The following is a 5,186-nucleotide window of genomic DNA, read 5'->3' as shown; positions in this document are numbered from 1 at the left end:
CGAAAAATCTTTTAGCAGCACCAATTTTTCCCATCGCACTTCTTGGTGAACAATTATCACTTTACCTTGCTTTTGTTCTTAACCGAGAAGTATTGGGATGAGGCCGCAATGATGGCAAAACTACAAGGCTAAGTTACATAAATAATCTGTTTTAATTATCATAGAGGCTTCATAGAAGCGTAGTGGTTTCTGCCTCAAGTGCATCTCAAATGCATTGTCATTTTTTAGCTTTATCGTTGTTGATTTCTGAGTGTTCTCGATGCGAAGTTCCTGGCAATTAAGAGATTTTGTTTTTGCTGCTTTTATGACGATCGGGATGATTCTGTCGGTGGTCGTCGTCGGTCCGTTCATTCCTCCTGGACTACAGCTTTTAGCGTGGGCACCCTTGGGCGGCATTTTTCTGACGTTAGGCATGGCACGTCTACAGCGACGAGGAAGTGTTGCTCTAATGATTTTGCCGCTGGCACTGATTCTCGGATTCCTCTCGCCGATTATTACGCTATATCTTGCAGTGACAGTTGTGATCACAGAGGGTGTGATATTTTTCCTTGGCAACTACCGGAGCAAACGACATCGGCTATTGGGAAATGTCCTGTTTTTTAGCAGTGCAAATCTAATCGGTATATTGCTCGCTGCCAATCTGATTCGAGGGGGAAAATCTGCGCCATTTGTGCAACTTGTAAGCCAACCGCTTGTCCTGTTATTGTTCACGATCGCGGCTGGACTCACGGGGGTGATCGGTTGGTGGCTAGGAGAACAAGCGGTTGGGCAACTTCGCAAAGCCGGGAAACTGAATGTCGATGACTAGGGATAAGCAAAGACGGACCCGTATAGCACCGCGATCACACTCTAGAGTGCTGGTTCAAATTAACCCGCTGCTCAAATTGATGGTTTGTCTGATTGTCGCGATCGCGGCTCTACTCTTGCACCAGCTCGCTGCAATCGCACTCTTAGTTGGCAGTTTGTTCGTGATTGCTCTTTTCTTTGTTCGCCTGCCGCTCAAAGTTTGGGGATACGGTGTGATCGCACTTGGCAGTGGAGGGGTAATCTTGGCGATCTTCCGTGATCAACAGATGGCGCTACTCAGTACGTTGCGACTGATTGCGATCGCGTTTCCAGCACCTTTGCTAGCCAGTACAACTGCGCCGAGTGATTTAGTTAGAGCATTGCAGGCAGTGCGATTACCCGGTTTTCTCGTACTCAGTGTGATGCTCATTTGGCGATTTTTGCCTCTAATGCAGCAAGAGATCCAACGGATTATTGAAGCCAATCAACTCCGAGGTGTGAGTTTGGCACGTCAGCCTCGGCAGTGGTTTCCAGGGCTATTTCTACCGTTGATTTTTCGGTTAGTGGCGTATGCAGATGACGTGACGATTGGGCTAGAAACGCGCGGATACGATCCAACGATTGCTCGCAGCAATAGCCGCCCGCTTAGATGGCAACTTGCCGATACTGTGTTTGTCGTCGGTGCTGTTGTGCTATTTAGTGAAGTAGGATACCTCGAATGGCACCCGTAACGCTGCTTCAACCCCCGATCCTGGAAGTCATCGACCTGACGTTCCGGCATTCGACCACTTCCCAACCGACCCTAATTGATGTGAATTTGAGCGTGAATGCAGGCGAACTCGTGCTGATTGCGGGTGCAACCGGAAGCGGCAAAAGTACCTTGCTCAATTGCATTGCTGGAATTGCTCCCAACCATACTGGCGGGACACTCAGCGGCAGCATTCTTTACCAAGGAAAAGAAGTTGGTCAGCAATCGGTGCGGCAGCGATCACAGTTTTTCTGCACTCTGCTCCAAAATGTAGAACTACAAATCTTTACCGATCAAGTTTGGGAAGAGATTGTCTTTGGGTTAGAAAATTGGCAAGTCTCGCCTCAGCAAATCCCTGAAATGGCGATGGCTGCACTGAGCGAATTTGGCTTAGCCGCGCAACAACATTGTTCAATCCAGCAGCTTTCTGCGGGACAGAAGCAACGGTTACTGCTGGCGAGTTTGTTAATTTTAGAACAGCCGGTGCTGTTGTTAGATGAACCGCTCGCTTACCTGGATGCATCAGGCGTTGAGCAATTATTGCGCTTACTGCGATCACGGGTTGATCGAGGACAAACGGTGATCTTAGTCGAACATCGAATTGATCGGGTGCAGTCGATCTGCGATCGCACCTTCTTGGTTCAGAAGGGAAAACTGTCGGAGCAACCGCTAGAACCGATACCGCCGAAGGTTTATCCAACGATTCAACCTCAATCGGCATCATCGATCTTGCTACAAACCCAGCAACTCAGTTGGAATGACTATCCACCTTTCCCCGATCTCCAAGTTCATGCTGGAGAAACCGTTTTGCTCAAGGGCGACAATGGCTGTGGAAAAACGACCCTGCTTAAACTTCTGAGTGGCTTGCTCAAGCCTACTACAGGTCAGTTAGAAATCTTGGGAAAAGAGATGAGCCAACGTAGTGTCGTACAGATTGCTGCCGTTGTGGGGTTCGTCTTGCAAAATCCGAATCATCAACTGTTTGCCGACAGCGTGCGATCAGAGATTTTGCAGCCTGGTGTCATTTCTAAACGAGCCGATATGTTGCTAGAGCAACTCAGTCTACAAGCGTTTTCTGAGCAACATCCACAATCGCTTTCGCAAGGTCAAAAACGTCGTTTAGCGTTGGCAGCCGTATTGGCAAGACAGCCTCAAATTTGTTTATTAGACGAAATCACGGTTGGACAAGATCCTCACTCTTTGTCGTTGATGCTGCAAGTGCTTCAGCAGTTTACTCAACAAGGAGGTGCTTTAATTCTGACCTCTCATGATCCGATCACGGCGGTGGCTCTACACGCCAGACAAATTGAACTTTCTACTCGATGAAAGTAGGAATTAGAGAAGGTTGTCTTTTTTTCTTTAAACTCTTCAATTGATACTGTTTTTTGTTGTTCGCAGAAACTGAGATGAAATTCCTTGGCTCTTGTAATTGCCAATGAAAGTACTGAGCCGCCGTGCCATCCAGTGAAAATGCTTCTGAGATTGCTGTTTAGTAATTTCTGGGTTGTTGAATAGCCAGAACATCTCTTGATGCGAGATGAAATCGCGATCGCCATACTTTTTTCTCCAAGTATTACACGGTATCAGCTTGATTAAGATCCAAAATCAGGTTTTTTCCTTGGACAGTAAGGCATTAATTCCTTTCACCCTGACAAAATGAGCGAACGTACAGTCAAGTCAGCAATTCTCATTTTGAAACGATTATGCGCCATTTCAGCGCTCCCCACATTCGTTAATAATTGTAAAATCCTCTGACTGCAAGAGTTTAAATGTCATGAAACCTTAAAATGAGAATTGCTGTTTATAGGCGATGCCTACGGCGGGCTGTGACGCTCCTACGTCGCTAACGCTATGCTATCGGTGTCGCTCTCCCAATCAAGCGAGGAAAAGTTAAGGATGCGTAGTTTACCGCCCCAGGCATTGCCCTCAGATAATTAAAAACTACACTGACATTTTATAGAATCTCCGCCAAATACCCCGTAAATATCTCCATTGTTGTAGGGTGTGTAAAATAATGAAAACGAGAAAAGTGTAAGATAACCAAAAATGTAAGTTTGTACCCAAAAGGGCTAATTGCCTATTCTTAACAAATAGCTGTGGAAAAGCAATATTAGTACCGAAGATAATGATGTCATGACCACCAGCATTAGATAACAAGTAACCGCTTAAAGGGACAAATATCATAAATAAGTACAGAGATGTATGGACAACAAATGTTTGCATCCAATTCTTTTTTGGCTGTGATAAACGTTTTTTGTTTAACTGAAGACGTAACAGGACAGTAATTCGTCCTAGTAACAAACTCATGACTATAACTCCAAGAGTTTTGTGGAAGTCATACAAAGGTCGTCGATAGAAAACATCACGTCCTAAGTGAGTCATGTAAATTCCACCAGCAAACAAAAGCAAGTAGAAACTTGCCATCAGCCAATGTAGAAACCATAAACGCTGTTGTGTAATCTTTTTGATTTTAGGTGTCGTCATGACCGTTACAGCACTTACGGCAGCTATGAGGTACATTCTCAAATCTAAAAGCTTTGATACGAGAGGGCGAGGAGAAAACTGTATTGCATAATAGCCGGAAGCGCTGTACTTTATTTAATCCTAGAAAAATTTAATAATACATGCATACTTTCTCAGCTATTGATAGCATCAAGTAAAGTAAAAATTACCAGGTATCAGGACGGTTAAACTAATAGCTAACTTTTCAGAAAGTAAGAGAATAATTTCTTGGTTTGCAACAAATATAATCGACAAAATAGGGTACCACTAGATAAAAAAGTCATGACTATAACCATGAGTTTAGTCATGGTGGTGTAAGAGTTAGAGACTTACAAAAAATAAAAATCAGCAATGACTATAAACTCGGTTGTAGACCATCACATCTGCACGGAAATAACTGTTGGTGTGCGCCCTTCAAAGAGGATGCATAGCGATGGCTCCGGCATCGCCTACGACGGGTAAACCGTTAGACATTTACTATGTGTTTTCTAGTACATTACCACCCCAACACTCTATCCCCTACTTGTTCTGCAATAACTTTGTCTAGGAAAATACAATTTAATTTTGCTAATATCCGAAAAACAACTGTAACAATAAAGGAATATATTTTTGAACACTATAATTAATCGTAGAATTGGCACAGCTATTGCTTCTGTGTTAATCACTGGTTCTGGCTTGTGCTTTGACAATGCGGTAATTAGTGGCACATCACCAACTCATAACTACCAATTAGTCAAAAAAATTCCTCTGGGTGGAGAAGGAGGATGGGATTACCTGACATTGGATAGTGCTGCCCGTCGCCTATACATTACGCGCTCCACAAGGATAATAGTATTAAATGTTGACACTGGGCTGGTTGTGGGGGAAATTAGTGATACTCCAGGAGTACATGGTGTTGCCATTGCCCCAGAATTAAATCGTGGTTTTACCAGTAATGGCAAAGCAGCAACAGCTACTATTTTCGATTTAAAGACACTAAAAGTTATAGGAAAAGTTAAAACTGGTTCTAACCCAGATGCCATCGTCTATGATTCTGTGTCCCAGAAAGTGTTCACTTTTAACCCACATTCCGCACCCTTAACTGTCACAATCGGTTATTACGGAATTTGCTTGATAGAAAATGAGTAAAAAATTACATTTATCTCAAAAA

5 protein-coding genes are annotated in these 5,186 nt (G+C 43.8%); 4 read left to right on the top strand and 1 reads right to left on the bottom strand.

Annotated elements, in window-relative coordinates; all coding sequences use genetic code 11:
* Positions 1-412 precede the first annotated feature (412 nt).
* The 3 genes from V7L31_RS32430 to V7L31_RS32420 all read left to right on the top strand — a co-directional run bounded on the left by V7L31_RS32430 (position 413) and on the right by V7L31_RS32420 (position 2,860).
* Positions 413-808, top strand: a complete 396-nt coding sequence (locus tag V7L31_RS32430) for a hypothetical protein (RefSeq protein WP_334700037.1) — start codon at positions 413-415, stop codon at positions 806-808.
* 79 nt (positions 809-887) lie between these two features.
* Entirely contained in the window at positions 888-1,517 is a 630-nt protein-coding gene (locus V7L31_RS32425) for an energy-coupling factor transporter transmembrane component T (RefSeq protein ID WP_334700036.1), read from the top strand.
* Positions 1,505-2,860 (top strand): ABC transporter ATP-binding protein, encoded by a 1,356-nt coding sequence (locus V7L31_RS32420; protein WP_334700035.1) that lies wholly within the window; start codon positions 1,505-1,507, stop codon positions 2,858-2,860. The genes V7L31_RS32425 and V7L31_RS32420 overlap by 13 nt, the downstream gene beginning before the upstream one ends.
* A 615-nt stretch (positions 2,861-3,475) precedes the next feature.
* Here V7L31_RS32420 and V7L31_RS32415 read toward each other — a convergent pair.
* Entirely contained in the window at positions 3,476-4,054 is a 579-nt protein-coding gene (locus V7L31_RS32415) for a cytochrome b (RefSeq protein ID WP_334700034.1), read from the bottom strand.
* Between the two features lie 591 nt (positions 4,055-4,645).
* Here V7L31_RS32415 and V7L31_RS32410 point away from each other — a divergent pair.
* Positions 4,646-5,164 carry a YncE family protein gene (locus tag V7L31_RS32410; protein ID WP_334700033.1) on the top strand — a complete coding sequence of 173 codons (519 nt, stop codon included), beginning with the start codon at positions 4,646-4,648 and terminating at the stop codon, positions 5,162-5,164.
* Positions 5,165-5,186: the final 22 nt, after the last annotated feature.

This window comes from Nostoc sp. (genome assembly GCF_036916655.1).
Taxonomy (GTDB): domain Bacteria; phylum Cyanobacteriota; class Cyanobacteriia; order Cyanobacteriales; family Nostocaceae; genus Nostoc.
This window is presented reverse-complemented; position numbering and strand designations above follow the sequence as displayed.

Excerpts from the sequence above, each read along its gene's own strand:
- V7L31_RS32430 (WP_334700037.1), top strand. The coding sequence starts at position 413 with ATGGCACGTCTACAGCGACGAGGAAGTGTTGCTCTAATGATTTTGCCG.
- V7L31_RS32425 (WP_334700036.1), top strand. The coding sequence starts at position 888 with ATGGTTTGTCTGATTGTCGCGATCGCGGCTCTACTCTTGCACCAGCTC.
- V7L31_RS32420 (WP_334700035.1), top strand. The coding sequence starts at position 1,505 with ATGGCACCCGTAACGCTGCTTCAACCCCCGATCCTGGAAGTCATCGAC.
- V7L31_RS32415 (WP_334700034.1), bottom strand. The coding sequence starts at position 4,054 with ATGTACCTCATAGCTGCCGTAAGTGCTGTAACGGTCATGACGACACCT.